Annotated in this window: 13 protein-coding genes; 2 read left to right on the forward strand and 11 right to left on the reverse strand. The window is 69.5% G+C overall.

Going from position 1 to position 16,395, the window contains the following annotated elements:
• Nucleotides 1–28 precede the first annotated feature (28 nt).
• Entirely contained in the window at nucleotides 29–1,093 is a 1,065-nt protein-coding gene (locus ACFP1Z_RS01530; RefSeq protein WP_390313852.1) for an ABC transporter ATP-binding protein, read from the forward strand.
• Nucleotides 1,090–2,193 carry an ABC transporter ATP-binding protein gene (locus tag ACFP1Z_RS01535; protein WP_390313853.1) on the forward strand — a complete coding sequence of 368 codons (1,104 nt, stop codon included), beginning with the start codon at nucleotides 1,090–1,092 and terminating at the stop codon, nucleotides 2,191–2,193. Before ACFP1Z_RS01530 ends, ACFP1Z_RS01535 begins: the two co-directional genes overlap by 4 nt.
• A gap of 6 nt (nucleotides 2,194–2,199) precedes the next feature.
• Here the strand turns inward: ACFP1Z_RS01535 and ACFP1Z_RS01540 are convergent, their stop codons facing one another.
• From ACFP1Z_RS01540 to typA, 11 genes are all read right to left on the reverse strand, one after another.
• Nucleotides 2,200–3,258 (reverse strand): ABC transporter ATP-binding protein, encoded by a 1,059-nt coding sequence (locus ACFP1Z_RS01540; RefSeq protein ID WP_390313854.1) that lies wholly within the window; start codon nucleotides 3,256–3,258, stop codon nucleotides 2,200–2,202.
• Nucleotides 3,245–4,264: an ABC transporter ATP-binding protein gene (locus tag ACFP1Z_RS01545; protein WP_390313855.1), complete on the reverse strand. Its 1,020-nt coding sequence runs from the start codon at nucleotides 4,262–4,264 to the stop codon at nucleotides 3,245–3,247. The genes ACFP1Z_RS01540 and ACFP1Z_RS01545 overlap by 14 nt, the downstream gene beginning before the upstream one ends.
• Entirely contained in the window at nucleotides 4,261–5,265 is a 1,005-nt protein-coding gene (locus ACFP1Z_RS01550; RefSeq protein WP_390313856.1) for an ABC transporter permease, read from the reverse strand. The genes ACFP1Z_RS01545 and ACFP1Z_RS01550 overlap by 4 nt, the downstream gene beginning before the upstream one ends.
• On the reverse strand, nucleotides 5,258–6,181 hold the full coding sequence (locus ACFP1Z_RS01555) for an ABC transporter permease (protein WP_390313857.1): 924 nt from the start codon (nucleotides 6,179–6,181) through the stop codon (nucleotides 5,258–5,260). Before ACFP1Z_RS01555 ends, ACFP1Z_RS01550 begins: the two co-directional genes overlap by 8 nt.
• Nucleotides 6,182–6,223: 42 nt before the next feature.
• Nucleotides 6,224–7,834 carry a peptide ABC transporter substrate-binding protein gene (locus ACFP1Z_RS01560; RefSeq protein ID WP_390313858.1) on the reverse strand — a complete coding sequence of 537 codons (1,611 nt, stop codon included), beginning with the start codon at nucleotides 7,832–7,834 and terminating at the stop codon, nucleotides 6,224–6,226.
• A 236-nt stretch (nucleotides 7,835–8,070) separates the two neighbouring features.
• Nucleotides 8,071–9,216, reverse strand: a complete 1,146-nt coding sequence (locus ACFP1Z_RS01565) for an ABC transporter ATP-binding protein (protein WP_390313859.1) — start codon at nucleotides 9,214–9,216, stop codon at nucleotides 8,071–8,073.
• Nucleotides 9,209–10,267 (reverse strand): ABC transporter ATP-binding protein, encoded by a 1,059-nt coding sequence (locus ACFP1Z_RS01570; RefSeq protein ID WP_390313860.1) that lies wholly within the window; start codon nucleotides 10,265–10,267, stop codon nucleotides 9,209–9,211. Before ACFP1Z_RS01570 ends, ACFP1Z_RS01565 begins: the two co-directional genes overlap by 8 nt.
• A gap of 11 nt (nucleotides 10,268–10,278) precedes the next feature.
• Complete coding sequence (locus ACFP1Z_RS01575) at nucleotides 10,279–11,265, reverse strand: ABC transporter permease (RefSeq protein ID WP_390313861.1); 987 nt, start codon at nucleotides 11,263–11,265, stop codon at nucleotides 10,279–10,281.
• On the reverse strand, nucleotides 11,258–12,184 hold the full coding sequence (locus tag ACFP1Z_RS01580; protein WP_390313862.1) for an ABC transporter permease: 927 nt from the start codon (nucleotides 12,182–12,184) through the stop codon (nucleotides 11,258–11,260). The genes ACFP1Z_RS01575 and ACFP1Z_RS01580 overlap by 8 nt, the downstream gene beginning before the upstream one ends.
• Nucleotides 12,185–12,314: 130 nt before the next feature.
• A complete protein-coding gene (locus tag ACFP1Z_RS01585; protein WP_390313863.1) occupies nucleotides 12,315–13,949 on the reverse strand; it encodes a peptide ABC transporter substrate-binding protein in 1,635 nt (544 codons plus the stop codon).
• Between the two features lie 439 nt (nucleotides 13,950–14,388).
• The gene (gene typA, locus ACFP1Z_RS01590; RefSeq protein ID WP_390313864.1) at nucleotides 14,389–16,293 is read right to left on the reverse strand and encodes a translational GTPase TypA; all 1,905 of its coding nucleotides are present in this window, start codon (nucleotides 16,291–16,293) and stop codon (nucleotides 14,389–14,391) included.
• Nucleotides 16,294–16,395: the final 102 nt, after the last annotated feature.

Below are 16,395 nucleotides of genomic sequence, written 5' to 3' on the forward strand. Positions count from 1 at the left end.
AGAGCCTGGAGAGGAGGAGAGGGTCACCGTGACCGTTCCGCATCAAACCCCCGCCAACGCAGGCACGTTCCTTTCCGTACGCGACCTGTACGTGCGCTTCGCGACCGAGGACGGCATCGTCCGGGCCGTCGACGGGCTCTCCTTCGCGCTGGAGCGCGGCCGTACGCTCGGCATCGTCGGCGAGTCCGGCTCGGGCAAGTCCGTCGCGAGTCTCGCCGTGCTCGGTCTGCACGACCGCAGGAGCACCGACGTCCGGGGCGAGATCCTGCTGGACGGCCAGGAGTTGACCACTGCCGCCGAGTCGACGCTGGAGAAGCTGCGCGGCAACCGGATGGCGATGGTCTTCCAGGACTCGCTCACCGCGCTCTCCCCCTACTGCACGGTCGGCCGGCAGATCGCCGAGCCGTACCGCAAGCACACCGGCGCCTCCCGCCGCGAGGCCCGGCAGCGGGCCGTGGAGATGCTGCGCAAGGTCGGCATCCCCCAGGCCGCGCTCCGCGTGGACGACTATCCGCACCAGTTCTCCGGCGGCATGCGGCAGCGCGCCATGATCGCGATGGCGCTGGTCTGCGACCCCGAACTGCTCATCGCCGACGAGCCGACGACCGCCCTGGACGTCACCGTGCAGGCGCAGATCCTCGACCTGCTCAAGGACCTCCAGCAGCAGACCGGTTCGGCGATCGTCCTGATCACGCACGACCTGGGGGTCGTGGCGAACACGGCGGACGACCTGCTGGTGATGTACGCGGGCCGGGCCGTCGAGCGCGGCACGGTGCGCGAGGTGCTGCGCTCGCCCCAACACCCCTACACCTGGGGCCTGCTGGGCTCGATGCCCCGGCTGTCCTCCGACGTGGCCGAGCCGCTGACCCCGATCCCGGGCGCCCCGCCGAGCCTGCTGGCGCCGCCGCCCGGCTGCCCGTTCCACCCGCGCTGCGCGTATCCCCAGGAGGTGGGCGGCGAGCGCTGCGCCACCGAGCGGCCCGTGCTGCCGCCGGGCCGGGGTGCCGCCTGCCATCTGCCGCCGGACCGCGCGCGGACGCTGTTCGCCGAGCGGCCGGGAACCCGCCGCGACCGAGGAGTTGACGGGAGTTGACGACCGTGCCGGATCCCGCCCCCGCCGCCGGCCCCGCGCCGGGCGAGCCGCTGCTCGTCGCCGAGGGCCTCACCAAGCACTTCCCCGTCAGGGGCGGCTTCCCCGTCCGCCGTACCGTCGGCGCGGTACGGGCCGTGGACGGCGTCGACCTGACCGTACGGGCCGGGGAGAGCTTCGGCCTGGTCGGCGAGTCCGGCTGCGGCAAGTCCACCACGGGGCGGCTGCTGGCCCGGCTGCTGGAGCCCACGGCCGGCCGGATCGCCTACCGGGGGCGGGACATCACCCACGCCTCCCGCAAGCAGCTCGCGCCCGTCCGCTCCGAGATCCAGATGGTCTTCCAGGACCCCTATTCCTCGCTCAACCCCCGGCAGACCGTGGGCCGGATCATCGCCGGCCCGATGGAGATCAACGGCATCGACCCGCCCGGCGGCCGCGAGGCGCGCGTCCGGGAGCTGCTGGCGACCGTCGGCCTCAACCCCGAGCACTACAACCGCTTCCCGCACGAGTTCTCCGGCGGCCAGCGCCAGCGCATCGGCGTGGCCCGCGCCCTCGCGCTGGAACCGAAGGTCATCGTCGCGGACGAGCCGGTCTCGGCCCTGGACGTCTCCATCCAGGCGCAGGTGGTCAACCTGCTGCGGAAGGTCCAGCGGGAACTGGGCATCGCCTTCCTGTTCATCGCCCACGACCTGGCCGTCGTACGGCACTTCTCGCAGCGTGTCGCGGTGATGTACCTCGGCAGGATCGTCGAGACCGGGGAGCGCGACGACATCTACCGGCGCCCGCGCCACCCGTACACGCACGCCCTGCTCTCGGCGGTACCGGAAGTCACGCAGACCCCTGGGGGGAAGGAGAGGATCCGGCTGGCCGGGGACGTGCCCTCCCCCGTCTCCCCGCCCTCCGGCTGCCGTTTCCGCACGCGCTGCTGGAAGGCACGGGAAGTGTGCGCCGCCGAGGAGCCGCCGCTGGTCCGCGCGGAGGGCAGCCGTGAGGGCCATCTGTCCGCCTGCCACTTCCCGGAACCGCCCACCGTGGAACGGGAGACGGAGGTCGTCCTGGACCCGGCGCTGCGCGCGGCGGAAGGGGCGGCGGAGGACGCGTAGGACCCGCTACGGCTCCCCCGGCCCCACCGGCTCCGGCGGTACGACCTGCCGCTCGGCCGCGAAGTGGCAGGCCGAGGGGTGGGCCGCCGGGCCGCCGCCCTCGCGGAACCACTCCGGCACGTCCAGCGGCGGCACGTCGCGCGCGCACACCTCCTGCGCCTTCCAGCAGCGGGTGCGGAAGCGGCAGCCGGACGGCGGGTGCGCGGGCGAGGGGACGTCCCCGGACAGCAGAATCCTCTCCCGGCGGTCGCGGGCGCGCGGGTCGGGCACGGGCACGGCCGACAGCAGGGCCTGGGTGTAGGGGTGCGTGGGGTGCTCGTAGATCTGTCCGTCCGTGCCGGTCTCGGCGAGCCGGCCCAGGTACATCACCGCGACCCGGTCCGAGATGTGCCGCACCACCGACAGGTCGTGCGCGATGAAGACGTACGACAGATGGAACTCGTCCTGCAACCGCTCCAGCAGATTGACCACTTGGGCCTGCACGGAGACGTCCAGCGCGGAGACCGGCTCGTCACAGATGATGATCTCGGGGTTGAGGGCGAGACCGCGCGCGATGCCGATGCGCTGCCGCTGGCCGCCGGAGAACTGGTGCGGATAGCGGTTGACGTACCCGGGGTCGAGGCCCACCACGTCGAGCAGTTCCCGCACCCGCTTGCGGCGGTCGCCCTTCGGGGCGGCCTCGGGGTGGATCTCGAAGGGTTCCCCGATGATGTCGCCCACCGTCATCCGGGGGTTGAGCGAGGTGTAGGGGTCCTGGAAGACCATCTGGATGTTGCGGCGTACGGCCTTCAGCGCCCGGCCGGACAGCCGGGTGATGTCCTCGCCCTTGAAGCGGATACTGCCCGAGGTGGGCCGTTCCAGGTGGACGAGCAGCTTCGCGAGCGTGGACTTGCCGCAGCCGGACTCCCCGACGACACCGAGGGTCTCGCCGCGCCGCAGCCCGAAGGAGACCCCGTCGACCGCCCGGACCGAGCCGACCTGACGCTTGATCAGGATCCCTTGGGTGAGCGGGTAGTGCTTGACGAGGTCGCACACCTCCAGGATCGCCTCGTCACCGGTTCGCATCGAGGGTTTCCTTCCAGAAGTGGCAGGCGCTGGTACGGCCGGGGGCGACGGCGGCCGGCGGTGGCCGGTCCGTGCGGCAGATGTCCTGGGCGCGGGGGCAGCGGGGGTGGAACGGGCAGCCCGCCGGGACGGCCGTCAGGCTCGGCGGCAGGCCCTTGATGGCGTACAGCTGGCGGCCCTTGCGGTCCAGGCGCGGGACGGAGTCGAGCAGGCCGCGGGTGTACGGGTGCGCGGGGCGCTTGTACAGCTCGCGTACCGGCGCGGTCTCCACGACGCGGCCCGCGTACATGACCGCGATCCTGTCGGCGACGTCCGCGACGACGCCGAGGTCGTGGGTGATGAGGACGAGCCCCATGTTGTACTCGCGCTGCAACTCCGCGAGCAGGTCCATCACTTGAGCCTGGACCGTCACGTCGAGCGCCGTCGTCGGCTCGTCCGCGATGATCAGGTCCGGCTCCAGGGCCAGCGCCATGGCGATCATGATGCGCTGGCGCATTCCGCCGGAGAACTGGTGGGGGTAGTCCCCCACGCGCTCCTTCGCGGCGGGGATACGGACGCGCTCCATGAGCTCGACGGCCTTCGCACGGGAGTCCGCGCGGCTCATCCGGTCGTGGACCCGGAACAGCTCGGCCAGTTGAGCGCCCACGCTCAGCACGGGGTTGAGGGAGGACAGCGCGTCCTGGAAGATCATGGCGATCTTGGCGCCGCGCAGCCGGCGGCGTTCCTCGGCGCCCATGGTGAGCAGGTCCCGGCCGCGGAAACGCACTTCGCCGCCGGTGACGTAGCCGGGCGGGGAGTCGACGATGCCCATGACCGCCTGCGCGGTCACGGACTTGCCGGAGCCGGACTCGCCGAGCACGGCCAGGGTCTCCCCCGCGTCCACGCTGTAGCTGACGCCGTTGACGGCCTTGGCGACGCCGTCCCGGGTGCGGAACTCCACGTGCAGGTCGCGGATTTCGAGCAGGCGGCGCGCGGGGCCGGCCGGTCCGGCCGTGTGCCGTCTCATCGGCGCAGCCTGGGGTCGAGGGCGTCGCGGACCGCGTCGCCGAGCATGATGAACGCGAGCACCGTGACGCTCAGCGCGCCCGCGGGCCACAGCAGTATGTGGGGGGCGTTGCGGATGAGCACGGAGGCGTTGGAGATGTCGATGCCCCAGGAGACCGTGGGGGGTTTGAGGCCGACGCCGATGAAGGACAGGGTGGCCTCCAGGGCGATGTAGGTGCCCAGCGCGATGGTGGCGACGACGATGACGGGGGCCACCGCGTTGGGCGCGATGTGCCGCAGCAGCAGCCGGGTGTGGCCGGCGCCGAGGGCGCGCGCGGCCTGTACGTAGTCGTGCTGTTTGGCCGTGACCACCGATCCGCGGGCGATCCGGGAGATCTGCGGCCAGCCCAGCAGCACGATGAAGCCGACGACGGGCCACACCGATCCGCTGGGCACCACGGAGAGGAAGACGAGCCCGCCGAGGATGATCGGGATGCCGAAGAAGATGTCGGCGAGGCGGGAGAGCAGCGCGTCCCACCAGCCGCCGAAGTAGCCGGCGAGCCCGCCGAGGACGCTGCCGAGCAGCGCGGCCCCGGCGGTCGCGCAGATGCCGACGGTGACGGAGGCGCGGGCCCCGTACACGGTGCGCGTGTAGACGTCGCAGCCCTGGGTGTCGAAGCCGAAGGGGTGGCCGGGGCGCGGGCCGTCCTGGGCGCGGGCGAGGTCGCACCGCAGGGGGTTGCCGCTCGCGATCAGCCGCGGCCACAGGGCGATCAGGACGAGGAAGACGATGACGAGGGCGGAGAGCACGAAGACGGGGTTGCGGCGCAGGTCGTGCCAGGCGTCCGACCACAGGCTGCGGGCGCGCCCGGGCAGTGCGGCCGGCTCCGCTCCCGGCTCGCGGCCCCCGGCCCGCGGTCCGGGTCCCGCTTCCAGGGTCTCGGCCTCGCTGGAGGCCAGGCTCATCGCGCCGCCTCCGGCGGGGGTGATGGCCTCGTGCGCCGGGTCGGGCGGCTCAGGCATAGCGGATCCTCGGGTCGAGCACGGCGTACAGGAGGTCGACGAGCAGGTTCGCCAGCAGGAAGACGATGACGAGGACGGTCACGAAGCCGACCACGGTCGGGGAGTTCTGCCGCAGGATGCCCTGGTAGAGCTGGAAGCCCACGCCGTGGATGTTGAAGATCCGCTCGGTGACGATGGCGCCGCCCATCAGTGCGCCGACGTCGGTGCCGATGAAGGTGACGACGGGGATGAGGGATGTGCGCAGCAGGTGCCGGACGACGATCCGGCCGCGTGGCAGGCCCTTGGCGACGGCGGTGCGGATGTAGTCGGCGCGCAGGTTCTCGGCGATGGAGGTGCGCGAGAGGCGGGTGACGTAGGCGAGGGAGGTGAGGGCGAGTACGACGCCGGGCAGGAGGAGTTCGTCCACCCGCGCGTCGGGGGAGACGGCCGGGGAGACGAGCCCCCACTTCACGCCGAGCAGGTACTGCAGGACGTAGCCGCTGACGAAGGTGGGGACGGAGACCACGACGAGGGTGAGCAGGAGCACGCTCGCGTCCAGGGGGCGTCCGCGCCGCAGTCCGCTGAGGACGCCGAGCGCGATGCCCACGACGATCTCCAGGCAGATCGCGACGAGCGTGAGCCGCAGGGTGACGGGGAAGGCGCTCGCCATCAGTTCGGTGACCTTCTGTCCGTTGAAGGCGGTGCCGAAGTCTCCGCTGAGGATCTGGCCCATGTAGTGCGTGTACTGGAGGGCCAACGGGCGGTCGAGATAGAGGTCTTCGCGGATGCGGGCGGCGGTCGCGGGGTCGGGTGCCTTGTCCCCGAAGAGGGCCGCGACGGGGTCGCCGAGGGCGAAGACCATGAAGAAGATGAGGAAGGTGCTGCCGATGAACACCGGGATCATCTGCAGCAGCCGGCGGATCACATAACGTCCCATGCCCGCTCCACGGCTCCGGGTCCGATACTGTCGCCCACCGGCTCAACTCGCCTTGATCTGCTCGTAGACGGGCACGCTGAAGGGGTTGAGCGCGACGTCGGAGAGGCGGCTGGAGTATCCGGCGCTGCCGTTCTGGTACCACAGCGGAATGGCGGGCATCCGCTGCGCGAGGATCTTCTCGGCGTCGTGGAACTTCGCGTTGGCGGCGCTCTGCGAGCTCTCCGCGTTGGCCTCGTCGACGAGCCGGTCGAAGTGGGGGTCGCCGAACTTCCCGTAGTTGGAGGAGGCGCCGGTGCAGTAGAGCGGTTGGAGGAAGTTCTGGATGAGCGGGTAGTCCATCTGCCAGCCGGAGCGGAACATGCCGGTGATGCGCTGCTGTGCCACCTGGTTGCGGAAGTCGGCGAAGGTCCCGACGGGGTTGACGGTGCAGGCGTGGTCGTTGCCGAGCGCGTTGTTGACGCTGTTGCAGACGGCGTCCATCCACACGCGGTGCGAGCCGGTGTCGACGTTGGAGGTGATGGTGACGCGGCCGCCGGGCAGTCCGCCGCCCTCCTGGATGAGCTTCTTGGCGGTGGCGGGGTCGTAGGCGCACGCGCTGCCGCACAGGCCCGCCCGGTAGCCGCCCTTCTCGCCGAGGGCCGGGGAGGTCCAGTCGGTGGCGGGCGTACGGGTGTCGCGGTAGATCTGGCCGGTGATCTGCTGCCGGTTGATCGCCATGGACAGTCCGCGGCGGACCTTCTCGGTGCCGGGCCTGTTCCAGGCGGCGTCGTAGAGGGGGAAGTCGAGGGTCTGGATGATTCCGGCGGGCTGGTTCAGATAGCGGTCGCCGAGATCGGCCTTGACGTTCTTCAGCTGGGCGGCGGGAATGTCGTCGACGATGTCGAGGTTTCCGGCCATGAGGTCGGTGTAGGCGGTGTTGTTGTCGGTGTAGACGCGCAGTTCGACGCCCTTGTTCTGCGCTTTGTCGGGACCGGGGTAGTCCTCGCGGCGGGTCAGGCGCATCGCCGAGCCCCTGGTGTAGGAGTCGATGACGTACGGGCCGTTGCCGACGGGTTTCCTCAGCCAGCGGGCGTGGTCGTCGAAGAAGGCGCGCGGGAGCGGGGAGTAGGCGGCGTAGCCGAGGGTGTCGGGCCAGGTGGAGAACTTGGTGCGCAGCCGGGCGGTGAAGGTGTGCTCGTCCTTGACGGTGAGCCCGGAGAGCGTCTTCGCGGTGGCGGTGCCGTTTTCCGGGTGGACCTTGTCGTAGCCGTCGATGTACTCGAAGAACGAGGCGTTCTTCTGCTTGTTGTCGACGAGGGCGCCGTAGTTCCAGGCGTCGACGAAGGACTTGGCGGTGACCTTCTCGCCGTTGCTGAAGGTCCAGCCGTCCTTGACGGTGATGGTGAAGTTCTGCTGGTCGGTGGTCTCGATGCGCTCGGCGAGCATGTTCCGCGCGGCGCCGGTGCGCGGGTCGTACTGCTTGAGTCCCCGGAAGACCATCGCGAGGACCTTGCCGCCCTGGACCTCGTTGGTGTCGGCGGGTTCCAGGGGGCTCTGCGGGTCCCCCCACGAGGCCCGTACGACCCCGGGCGCGGCCCCGCCGCCGCATCCCGCCGCCAGGAGGACGAGGAGCCCGCAGCCGGCCGACCGCACGGCGCGCGTGGCTCCGCGCATGGGTGCCTCCTTACGACGGGCCCGGCCCGGGGGACGTCACGAACGGCACGGACCTCACCGGGGGAACTTCGGTCACACCCACATGGTGGCCCGGTGCCTCGTCCGGGGAGCCTTCCGCGGGCCCGGGGGCTTGAGGAAACCCCCCATATGCGGGAGCGGGCTGGTCCGGGCGCCGGAACGGCCGTGAGGGCCCTCCCGCGGCCGGGAGGGCCCTCACGGGCCTGAGGTGACGGGCGTCAGGCCGCGCCCACGACCTGCTTCTCCTCCGCGAAGTGGCACGCCGACTCGTGGGCCGCCGGGGTGTCCTTGCCCGCGAAGGCCCCGGGGACGGCCAGCAGCGGGCTCTCCTGGGCGCACTTGTCCTGCGCCTTCCAGCAGCGGGTGCGGAAGCGGCAGCCGGAGGGCGGGTTGGCCGGGGAGGGCACGTCCCCGGCGAGGATGATGCGCTCGCGGCCCGCCCGGGCCTCCGGGTCGGGCACGGGCACGGCCGACAGCAGGGCCTGGGTGTAGGGGTGCGTCGGGTGCTCGTAGATCTCCGCGTCCGTGCCGATCTCGGCCATCCTGCCGAGGTACATCACGCCGACCCGGTCGGAGATGTGCCGGACGATGGACAGGTCGTGCGCGATGAAGATGTAGGAGAGGTCGAACTCGTCCTGCAGCTTCTCCATCAGGTTGACGACCTGCGCCTGCACGGAGACGTCCAGCGCGGAGACCGGCTCGTCGCAGATGATGATCTCGGGGTTGAGGGCGAGACCGCGGGCGATGCCGATGCGCTGCCGCTGGCCGCCGGAGAACTGGTGCGGGTAGCGGTTGATGTACTCCGGGTTCAGGCCGACGACGTCCAGGAGTTCCTGGACGCGCTTGCGGCGGTCGCCCTTGGGCGCCACCTCGGGGTGGATCTCGAAGGGCTCGCCGATGATGTCGCCCACCGTCATCCGGGGGTTGAGCGAGGTGTAGGGGTCCTGGAAGACCATCTGGATGTTGCGGCGCACGGCCTTCAGGGCGCGCCCCGACAGCTTGGTGATGTCCTGGCCCTTGTAGAAGACCTCGCCGGAGGTGGCCGTCTCCAGGGTCATCAGCAGTTTGGCGACCGTGGACTTGCCGCAGCCGGACTCGCCGACGATGCCGAGGGTCTCGCCCTTGTAGAGGTCGAAGGAGACGCCGTCGACGGCCTTGACCGCGCCGACCTGCTTCTTGAAGAGGACGCCCTGGGTCAGCGGGAAGTGCTTGACGAGGTTGCGGACCTGGAGGATCGGCTCGCCGCGTTCCGCGGGGGCGTCGAGGACGGCCTCGACCTCGGCGGTCGTGGAGGCGTCGGTCGTGTGCACGTCGGAGACGTTCGGCGTCGCCCCGTCCCGGTCCTGCTCACGGGTGTCAGCCATGGATCGTCTCCTTCCAGAGGTGGCAGGCGCTCCCGCGGCCCGGCAGGGCCGTGCCGTCGGGCTCCGTGACCGGGTGCAGCGGGGGGACCTCGGTGCGGCAGACGTCCTGCGCGACGGTGCAGCGGGGGTTGAAGGCGCAACCGGCCGGAATGCGCAGCAGGTTGGGCGGCAGCCCCTTGATCGCGAAGAGTTCCTGGCCCTTCTGGTCCAGGCGCGGGATCGAGTCGAGCAGGCCGCGGGTGTACGGGTGCGCGGGGCGCTTGTACAGCTCGTGGACGGGCGCGGTCTCCACGATGCGGCCCGCGTACATGACCGCGATCTTGTCGGCGACGTCCGCGACGACGCCGAGGTCGTGGGTGATGAGGATGAGCCCCATGTTGTACTCGCGCTGCAACTCCGCGAGCAGGTCCATGACCTGGGCCTGCACGGTCACGTCCAGGGCGGTGGTCGGCTCGTCCGCGATGATCAGGTCCGGCTCCAGGGCCAGCGCCATGGCGATCATGATGCGCTGGCGCATCCCGCCGGAGAACTGGTGGGGGTAGTCCCCCACGCGCTCCTTCGCGGCGGGGATACGGACGCGGTCCATCAGCTCGATCGCCTTGGCCCTGGCGTCCTTCTTGGACAGTCCCTGGTGCACCCGGAACATCTCGCCGAGCTGATAGCCCACGCTGAGCACGGGGTTGAGGGAGGAGAGGGCGTCCTGGAAGATCATGGCGATCTTGGCGCCGCGGATCCGGCGGCGCTCCTCGGGGGACATCTTGAGCATGTCCTCGCCGCGGAAGAGGATCTCCCCCTTGGGGATGGCCCCGGGCGGCATGTCGAGGATGCCCATGATGGCCTGCGCGGTCACGGACTTGCCGGAACCGGACTCGCCGAGCACGGCCAGGGTCTCGCCCGCGCGGACGGAGTAGTTGACGCCGTTGACGGCCTTGGCGACGCCGTCGCGGGTGTGGAACTCCACGTGCAGGTCGCGGACTTCGAGCAGCGGGGTGCCGTCGTCCCCGGCTGCGGCCCGGGCGGTGCCCGCGTTCTTCTCGGTGGTGGTGGTCACGTGCGTCTCCCTCAGCGCAGCTTGGGGTCGAGGGCGTCGCGTACCGCGTCGCCGAGCATGATGAACGCCAGCACGGTCACGCTGAGGAAGCCCGCCGGGAAGAGCAGGACGTGCAGCGCGTTGCGGATCTGCTCGGAGCCGTCCGAGATGTCGCCGCCCCACGAGATGCCGTTCTGGATGCCGATGCCGAGGTAGGACAGGGTCGCCTCGAGCGAGATGTACATACCGAGGGAGATCGTCGCGACCACGATCACCGGCGCGAGGGAGTTGGGGAGCACGTGCCGCAGCAGGATGCGTCCGCTGCCCGCGCCGAGGGCCCGGGCCGCCTGGACGTAGTCCGCCTGCTTGCAGGTGATCACCGCGCCGCGCATGACACGGGTGATCTGGGTCCAGCCCAGGACACCGATGGCGGCGGAGACGGTCCAGGCCGTACGGCCGGTGAACGCCTGCAGGATGACCAGGGAGCCCAGCAGGATCGGCACGCCGGAGAAGATGTCGGTGAGCCGCGAGAGCACGGCGTCGAGCCAGCCGCCGAAGTAGCCGGCCATCATCCCGACGAAGCCGCCGAGCACGGTGACGATGAGGGTCGTGACGACGCCGACGATGATCGAGGCGCGGGCGCCGTAGATGACCCGCGCGTAGATGCTGCGGCCCTGGGCGTCGTAGCCGAACCAGTCGGCCTCGAAGGCGTGGCCGAGGTTGGGCGTCTGCAGGAAGTGCGTCAGGTCGCCTGGCTTGGGGTCGGTGTCGGTGAACCAGCCGGGGAAGGCGGAGATCGCCAGCAGCAGGACGATGATGACCGCGGAGAGGACGAACACCGGCCGCCGGCGCAGGTCGCGCCAGGCGTTGGTCCACAGGCTGCTGGTGGCTTCCTTCGCGGCCTTCTTCCCGGCCTTCTGCGCGGTGCCCTCGGCAGGAGCGGCGTTCGCGGCCGCGGGCTCGGGGGCCGGGGCGACCGCCGACGCCGTACCGGAGGGGTTCTCGTTCAGCTCAGGCATAGCGGATCCTCGGGTCCAGAACGGCGTAGAGGAGGTCGACCAGCAGGCTCGCGACCAGATAGACCACGACCAGGAAGGTCACGGTCCCGACCACCAGCGGCCCGTCGGCCCCGGTGATCCCCTTGTAGAGGGTGTTGCCGATGCCCTTGACGTTGAAGATGCCCTCGGTGACGATCGCGCCACCCATCAGGGCGCCCAGGTCGGTGCCGAGGAAAGTCACCACCGGGATCAGGGAGTTGCGCATCAGGTGCACACCGATCACCCGGCGGCGCGGGAGTCCCTTGGCCACGGCGGTGCGGATGTAGTCGGAGCGGATGTTCTCGATCACGCTGGTGCGGGTCAGCCGGGAGACGTACGCCAGCGACACCGACCCGAGCACGATGCCGGGCAGGATCAGCTGGGTGATGTCCTCGGAGTCGGTGACGGTGGGATTGACGACGCCCCACTTGGTACCGATGTAGACCTGGGCGAGATAGCCGATGACGAAGATCGGGATGGAGATCACCAACAGGGTGAGCACCAGGACCACCTGGTCCACGATCTTGCCCCGCTTGAGCCCGGTGAGCATGCCCAGCGCGACACCGAAGACGGTCTCCAGCGCGAACGCCACGAGGGCGAGCTTGATGGTGACCGGTACCGCGTCACCGAGGATGTCCGAGACCTCGCGCTGGCTGAAGCTCATGCCGAGGTCGCCCTGGAACAGGTTGGACAGGTAGGACCAGTACTGCTCGATCAGCGACTTGTCGAGCCCGTACTGGTGCTTGAGCCGGGCCACGGTGGCCGGGTCGGCGGCCTTGTCGCCGAAGAGTGCCTTCACGGGGTCGCCCGGGAGGGCGTACACCGCAAGGAAGATGATCAAAGTGGTGCCGATGAACACCGGGATCATCTGGAGCAGGCGTCGCAGGATATAACGCCCCATCGTGCCTCCAATGCGGTCGGCGCGGGGGCGGCCGGGAGGTTCCGCGGGAACCTTCCGACCGCCCGTCACGCGACCCGTTCAACCGTCCCCGGGACAGCGGGACCGAGGGGACGGAACGCCGGTGTGTGACTTACTTCTTGAGGACCTGGACGTCGGTCCAGACCGGGTCGCCGATCCAGTCGTAGGTCACGTTCTTGACGTTCTTGGAGTAGCCGCCGTTCTCCTCGTAGTTCCACAGCGGGATCTGCGGCATGTCCTTGAGGAGGATCTCCTCGGCCTTCTTGTACAGCTTCGCCGACTCCTCGGGCGTCTTGGCCTTGTCGGCCTCGTTCGCGAGGTCGTCGAACTCCTTGTTGCTGTAACCGGAGTCGTTGGAGGCGGCGCCGGTGCGGTAGACGTCGGCGAGGAAGCTCGCGATGTGCGGGTAGTCCGCCTGCCAGCCGGTGCGGAACATGTCGCCCGCGCCCAGCTTCTTGCTGGTGATCAGGTCACGCGCGGTCTTGAAGTCCGGCTTGGGGTTGCCCTCGCAGGTGACGCCGACGGTCTTGGTGATGGAGTTGCACACCGCGTCGACCCACGGCTTGTGGCCCAGGTCGCTGTTGTAGAGGATGGTGATCTTGCCGCCCGGGATGCCGCCGCCCTCCTGGATGAGCTGCTTGGCCTTGTCCGGGTTGAACTGCAGGACCTCGGGCTTGGCGTTGGCGTCGTAGCCGAGGATGCCCGGGGTCAGGAAGCTGTTGGCGGGCTTGCGGGAGCCCTGCAGCACCGTCTTGGTGATGGAGTCGCGGTCGATGGCCATCGACAGGCCCTGGCGGACCTTGGCCTTGTCGACGCCCTCCCACTCCTTGTTGTACATGGCGAAGCCGATCATCTGGATCGTCGCCATCGGCTGGTCCACGGCGCGGTCGCCGAGGTCCGTCTTGTACTTGGTGAGGCTGGACGGCGGAATCTGGTCGATGACGTCGAGGCCACCGGACTGCAGATCGGCGTAGGCCGCCTCGCCCTTGAGGTAGATCTTGAAGTCGACGCCGCCGTTCTGCGGCTTGTCCTCGCCCTTGTAACCGTCCCAGGAGCGCAGCGAGATCTGGGTGTTGTGGTCCCACTTCTCCAGCTTGTAGGGGCCGTTGCCGATCGGCTGCTGGCCGAAGGCCTTCGGGTCCTTGTAGAACGCCTGCGGCAGCGGGGAGAGCGCGGGGTAGCCCGTCTTGTACTGCCAGTACGACACCGGCTGCTTGAGCTCCACGGTGAAGGTCCGGTCGTCCTTGACGACCAGGCCCGACATCTTGTCGGAGGTGGGGTCGCCCTTCTCCGGGTGGACGTCCTCGTACCCCTTGATGTCGGAGAACCAGGAGCTGTTCAGCTGGTTGTTCTTGATATTGGCGCCCCAGTTCCAGGCGTCGACGAACGAGGAGGCCGTGACCTTCTCGCCGTTCTGGAACGTCCAGCCGTCCTTCAGCGTGACGGTGAAGTGCTGGGAGTCCGTGGTCTCGATCTTCTCGGCCACGGCCATCTTCAACGACCCGTCCTTGGGCGCGAACTGGGTCAGTCCGCGGAAGATGCTCTTGAGGATGCGTCCGCCGCCGACCTCGTTGCCGTTCGCCGGCTGCAACGGGTTCTGCGGCTCACTGGCCTGGTAGGTGAAGACGCCCTTGGCGTCCGGGTCACCGCCGGCCGCCCCGTCCTTCTTGCCACCGCCACAAGCCGTCGCGGCCATCGCCACGACAATCGCGCACGCAGCCCACTTGGCGCTCTTGGCACCGCGCATGGGTATGCCTCCTCAAGAGTCCACTTGTCACTACAAGGAAGGCGCCGGTCCCACGCTGACACCCCTGACAGCGAGGACGGAACCGGCACCCCGAGTGTGCTCGTGAGTCGGCGCTCCCCACAGCGCGTGACCCATTGACCCGAGCTCAATGCACCCAACTATTGAGTACGTGCGGCGCGTAAACCACATTTAAAGGGTCTCGCTTTGGTCACATCACCCCCTGCCACGGGTTCGAAATCCGGACAAAGCAGTAGTAGACAGACAGCCACGAAACGGACTGTTAACACGCGATCCGGAGTGCCAAGTCCGTTATACGGACGGCTTGTCGGCCGAATGTCGACCGGAACTCACCCTTCGGCGACCGGAAACACCCGCACGAAAAACGGGTTGGGGCGCCGTCACAGTGACGGCGCCCCAACCCGTGGAGCTCAGCGCAGCGTTACCGCTTGGCGCGCGAGGCCGCGCGGGCGCGGTCCTTCTGGTCCAGGTTGACCTTGCGGATGCGGACGGCCTCCGGGGTCACCTCGACGCACTCGTCGTCGCGGCAGAACTCCAGCGACTGCTCCAGCGACAGCTTGCGCGGCGGAACGATGGACTCCGCCACATCGGCCGTGGAGGAGCGCATGTTGGTGAGCTTCTTCTCCTTGGTGATGTTGACGTCCATGTCGTCGGAGCGCGAGTTCTCACCGACGATCATGCCCTCGTACACCTCGGTGCCCGGCTCCACGAAGAGCACGCCGCGCTCCTGGAGGTTGGTCATCGCGAAGGCGGTGACCGCGCCGGAGCGGTCGGCGACCAGCGAACCGTTGTTGCGGGTCGTCAGGGTGCCGAACCACGGCTCGTGGCCCTCGTGGATCGAGTGGGCGATGCCCGTGCCGCGGGTGTTGGTCAGGAACTCCGTACGGAAGCCGATCAGGCCGCGGGAGGGCACGACGAACTCCATGCGCACCCAGCCGGAGCCGTGGTTGGACATGTTGTCCATACGGCCCTTGCGGATACCCATCATCTGCGTGACGGCGCCCATGTGCTCCTCGGGCACGTCGACCGTCATGCGCTCGACCGGCTCGTAGACCTTGCCGTCGACGTCCTTGGTGACGACCTGCGGCTTGCCGATGGTCAGCTCGTAGCCCTCGCGGCGCATCTGCTCGACCAGGATGGCCAGCGCCAGCTCGCCGCGGCCCTGGACCTCCCAGGCGTCGGGGCGGTCGGTCTCCAGCACGCGCAGCGAGACGTTGCCGATCAGCTCGCGGTCCAGCCGGTCCTTGACCTGGCGGGCGGTGACCTTGCGGTCCTTGACGGCGGCCTTGGCGTCCGCGCCCTTGCCGGTGCCGCCGCGGCCGACCAGCGGCGAGGTGTTGGTGCCGATCGTCATGGAGATCGCCGGCTCGTCGACCGTGATCAGCGGCAGCGCGACCGGGTTCTCCGGGTCGGCCAGGGTCTCACCGATCATGATGTCGGGGATACCGGCGACGGCGCAGATATCGCCCGGGCCCGCCATCTCGGCCGGCTTGCGGGTGAGCGCCTCGGTCATCATCAGCTCGGTGATGCGGACACTCTGGACCGAGCCGTCGCGCTTGATCCAGGCCACGGTCTGGCCCTTGCGCAGCTCGCCCTGCTCGACACGCAGCAGCGCGATACGGCCGAGGAAGTTGTCGGCGTCGAGGTTGGTGACGTGGGCCTGCAGCGGCGCCTCGGCCTCGTAGGTCGGGGCCGGGATGTGCTCCAGGATCGCCGAGAAGAACGGCTCCAGGTTGGCGGAGTCCGCGGGGACGGTGCCGTCCTCCGGCTTGGTCAGCGAGGCGATGCCGTCACGGCCGCAGGCGTAGACGATCGGGAACTCGATCTGGTCCTCGTCGGCGTCCAGGTCCAGGAAGAGGTCGTAGGTCTCGTTGACGACCTCGTCGATGCGGGAGTCCGGGCGGTCCGTCTTGTTGATGCACAGGATGACCGGCTTCCGCTGCTGGAGCGCCTTGCGGAGCACGAAGCGGGTCTGCGGCAGCGGGCCCTCGGAGGCGTCCACGAGGAGGACGACGCCGTCGACCATCGACAGACCGCGCTCGACCTCGCCGCCGAAGTCGGCGTGGCCGGGGGTGTCGATGATGTTGATGGTGATCGGGTCCCCGCCGTCCTTGGGGTGATACTTCACCGCCGTGTTCTTGGCGAGGATCGTGATGCCCTTCTCACGCTCCAGGTCGTTGGAGTCCATGACCCGGTCGTCGACGGAGTCCAGCTGGTGCGCGGCGAAGGCCCCCGCCTGCTTGAGCATGGCGTCGACGATGGTCGTCTTGCCGTGGTCGACGTGGGCGACGATGGCGACGTTGCGGATGTCGTGGCGCGTGGGCACGTGCGGTGCTTCTCCCGGGAATCGTGGATGGCGGCGCGTACGGTCCGGTACGCGCGCCCTGCCGGGCAGGAACACGCCACGGCCTCATCCATGGTACGGGGC

This window comes from Streptomyces gamaensis, from assembly GCF_042656465.1.
GTDB lineage: Bacteria > Actinomycetota > Actinomycetes > Streptomycetales > Streptomycetaceae > Streptomyces > Streptomyces gamaensis.

Coding starts and splice junctions, on each gene's coding strand:
- ACFP1Z_RS01540 (WP_390313854.1), bottom strand. CDS start 3,258: ATGCGAACCGGTGACGAGGCGATCCTGGAGGTGTGCGACCTCGTCAAG.
- ACFP1Z_RS01545 (WP_390313855.1), bottom strand. CDS start 4,264: ATGAGACGGCACACGGCCGGACCGGCCGGCCCCGCGCGCCGCCTGCTC.
- ACFP1Z_RS01550 (WP_390313856.1), bottom strand. CDS start 5,265: ATGCCTGAGCCGCCCGACCCGGCGCACGAGGCCATCACCCCCGCCGGA.
- ACFP1Z_RS01555 (WP_390313857.1), bottom strand. CDS start 6,181: ATGGGACGTTATGTGATCCGCCGGCTGCTGCAGATGATCCCGGTGTTC.
- ACFP1Z_RS01560 (WP_390313858.1), bottom strand. CDS start 7,834: ATGCGCGGAGCCACGCGCGCCGTGCGGTCGGCCGGCTGCGGGCTCCTC.
- ACFP1Z_RS01565 (WP_390313859.1), bottom strand. CDS start 9,216: ATGGCTGACACCCGTGAGCAGGACCGGGACGGGGCGACGCCGAACGTC.
- ACFP1Z_RS01575 (WP_390313861.1), bottom strand. CDS start 11,265: ATGCCTGAGCTGAACGAGAACCCCTCCGGTACGGCGTCGGCGGTCGCC.
- ACFP1Z_RS01580 (WP_390313862.1), bottom strand. CDS start 12,184: ATGGGGCGTTATATCCTGCGACGCCTGCTCCAGATGATCCCGGTGTTC.
- ACFP1Z_RS01585 (WP_390313863.1), bottom strand. CDS start 13,949: ATGCGCGGTGCCAAGAGCGCCAAGTGGGCTGCGTGCGCGATTGTCGTG.